4 protein-coding genes are annotated in these 2,949 nt (G+C 36.8%); all 4 read left to right on the forward strand.

The window, feature by feature from the left end; translation table 11 throughout:
• The first annotated feature begins 441 nt into the window (after positions 1–441).
• Positions 442–978: a hypothetical protein gene (locus KQI69_RS00820; protein WP_216563386.1), complete on the forward strand. Its 537-nt coding sequence runs from the start codon at positions 442–444 to the stop codon at positions 976–978.
• Positions 979–1,115: 137 nt separating this feature from the next.
• Entirely contained in the window at positions 1,116–1,553 is a 438-nt protein-coding gene (locus KQI69_RS00825; protein WP_216563387.1) for a LytTR family DNA-binding domain-containing protein, read from the forward strand.
• A 116-nt stretch (positions 1,554–1,669) separates the two neighbouring features.
• On the forward strand, positions 1,670–2,752 hold the full coding sequence (locus KQI69_RS00830; protein WP_253288935.1) for a DNA polymerase IV: 1,083 nt from the start codon (positions 1,670–1,672) through the stop codon (positions 2,750–2,752).
• A gap of 15 nt (positions 2,753–2,767) precedes the next feature.
• Positions 2,768–2,949 (forward strand): LexA repressor (locus tag KQI69_RS00835; RefSeq protein ID WP_216563388.1); only part of this gene is annotated, 182 nt, incomplete at its 3' end.

Here is a 2,949-nt window from a genome sequence, read left to right on the forward strand (position 1 = left end):
AACAGAATTGTATGATGTTGCAAGAACTTATTTTTTGCTAAGCTACGATAGCAATATACAAAGAAAATATTTAGAAAAAATGGGATACTCTGTGGAGGATATTATGCCATATTTAGATGTGATTTTAAGCGTTAGAGAGAACGAAATGAGAGGGACAAATATCTAAGCACAGTTGTTATCTGTTCTTTCGGATGCTGACAATGTAATGTTTCAGATTCAGAAGACTGGATTTATAATTATGACAATCGGTAGTTTCAAGAGTAAATGATGAAAACAGCAGTGTGTTGTAATCTGAAATATGGGGAAATATCACAAAAATCGAATGAGAATTTTGTGGTGGGTTACACGTTTAACCTTTGTGAAAACTATATTTCTATTGTAATATTGAACAGAATATTAAATAACAGTAATCAATGTGATGTAGAACAAAGGAGAAAACACATGAATAAAGAAATGACCGTAAATGGGAAAAGCTATACAATAATTAAACTGCTAGGAAAGGGGAAAGGTGGATATTCTTATTTGGCAGAGTCTGGAAATAACAGGTATGTTTTGAAGCAGATACATCATGAACCTTGTGATTATTATCAGTTCGGAAACAAGCTTGAGGCAGAAATCAGAGATTACAAGAAACTGAAAGAAATCGGAATAAAGATGCCTGCCATGCTTGAAACAGATGTGAAAAATGAACGTATTTTGAAGGAATTTATTGACGGTGACACGATTTATCAGTTGGTTTTAGAAGACAAGATGAAAACTGACTATATCGAACAATTGCATAAAATGTGTGAGCTGTTATATGCTGCCAATACAAATATTGATTATTTTCCAACGAATTTTGTTGTACATAACGAAGAAATGTATTATGTTGATTTTGAGTGCAACGATTACATGGAAGAATGGAATTTTGAAAACTGGGGTGTAAAATACTGGTCAAAGACACCGGAATTTCTGCAGTATGTGAAAGAACATTCATGATACAAGTAAGGTTTGCGGGAATGATACGAATCGTATCACGGATGTGAAAGAGCGTTTCTTTCATAGTTTTATGCTTTTTGATAATGAAAGTGGAACAAAGCAGAGAGCAATAATTTGATAATAACGTGGGTATACATATGAAATTATTTATGAATAAGAATGAGAAATATGAAGAGCCTGAGGTTCACCTGTTTTTTCATAAACAAACGAAAGAAGTAGAGCAGGTTGAGAAGTTTGTAAGATCTCTTTCTATTACCATTCCGGCTAAATATGAGGATGAGATCTACAAATTATATCCAACAGATATATATTATATTGAGACAATTGACAGGCGTACATATCTGTATACAGCCAGTCGGGTTTATGAAAGTAGTGAGAATCTGCTCTCGTTAGAGAAAATCTTAGAGGCAGCTGGTTTTATCAGAGTAAGAAAGAACTGTATTATAAATAAGTATAAGCTTAGAAGTATGATGATATCTAAGAATAGTCACATAGAAGCAGTGCTTGGCAATGATGAGCATATTGTTGTTACAAGAAGCTATATAGCAGGTATAAAGGAAGCATTTGCCCGATAATTTGTAACTTGGTACATAATATTTGTATTTCCGACAGGAATCCATCACATAGTATCCTTTTTTGTGTATATTAAAGCCAGAATTTTTAATTTTTAGCAGGAAAGGAAAATTGGATCATGAAAGATAAGCGGGGAATTAGGCAGGTATTAACAATTTATCTTGTATGTTTTGTTGCGAGGATATTCGAGTATTTTGTATTAAGAACTGACCAGACTATTTTAGGAGAAGCTTTTATACATACGGACAGACAGGAGCCATATGGAATTGATGAGTGCTGGCTTGATGTGACAGGGAGCAGTTCCCTTAAAGGAGATGGATTGCTCATTGCACAGGAAATCAGCAGGAGAATGAAGTCAGAGCTTGGCATCACAGTAAGTGTTGGTGTTTCTTTCAATAAGATATTTGCAAAGCTTGGTTCTGATTATAAGAAGCCTGATGCAATCACAACTATGTATAAGAGTGAGTTTAAGCAGAAGGCATGGTCACTTCCGGTGGCAGATCTTCTATACGTTGGCAAAAGTACGAACAGAAAGCTTGCATTATTTGGTATTAAAACCATAGGTGATCTTGCAAGAACAGATGAAGATGTGCTTAACAGTCACCTTGGAAAGATGGGCAGTATCTTATGGTCATTTGCTAATGGCTATGATGATTCACCTGTCAAGCTGGAGAATACCCACGCTCCAATCAAATCGGTGGGAAACAGCACAACGACACCAAAGGATTTAGTATGCGATGAGGATGTAAAGATTGTTCTTTATATTCTGGCTGAGAGTGTTGCAGCAAGACTTCGTGAGAATGGATTCCGGTGCAGAGTGGTTGAGATAAGTGTCAGGGATAATGAGTTATTCTCTTTTACCCGTCAGAAAAAGATTGACCATGCAACGAATATAACCGGAGAGATAGCTGCATATGCTTATCAGATATTTAAGGAAAACTATAACTGGAGCAAACCAATCCGCAGTGTTGGTGTCCGAGGTGCAGACTTAGTAACAGATAATTATTGGGAACAGATTGATTTGTTCTCAAGTGTGGAGAAGCGTGAAAAGCAGATGAAGATGGATTCAGCGGTGGATGAGATACGCAGAAGATTTGGATTTTACAGTATCCAGAGGGGACTCATGTACCGGGACAGGATTCTATCGGCAGTCAATGCAAAAGAAGAACACACAGTACATCCACATGGATACTTTGGATAAAGAGGGAGGCGGAACATGAGCGAATCAGCAAGAATTGATCTGGTAGACAGAGCACCATTGACGGAGAAGCAGCAGAATGTGTATGAAAGCATTATGCAATATCAGCGTGTGAATGGTTATGCTCCTGCTATCAGGGAGATATGCAAGATGGTAGGGGTGGCATCGACTTCAAGTGTTTATGCACATCTGAAAATATT

It is taken from the genome of Eubacterium sp. MSJ-13, from assembly GCF_018918235.1.
Taxonomy (GTDB): domain Bacteria; phylum Bacillota; class Clostridia; order Lachnospirales; family Lachnospiraceae; genus Butyribacter.

Excerpts from the sequence above, each read along its gene's own strand:
- KQI69_RS00830 (WP_253288935.1), top strand. The coding sequence starts at position 1,670 with ATGAAAGATAAGCGGGGAATTAGGCAGGTATTAACAATTTATCTTGTA.
- KQI69_RS00820 (WP_216563386.1), top strand. The coding sequence starts at position 442 with ATGAATAAAGAAATGACCGTAAATGGGAAAAGCTATACAATAATTAAA.
- KQI69_RS00825 (WP_216563387.1), top strand. The coding sequence starts at position 1,116 with ATGAAATTATTTATGAATAAGAATGAGAAATATGAAGAGCCTGAGGTT.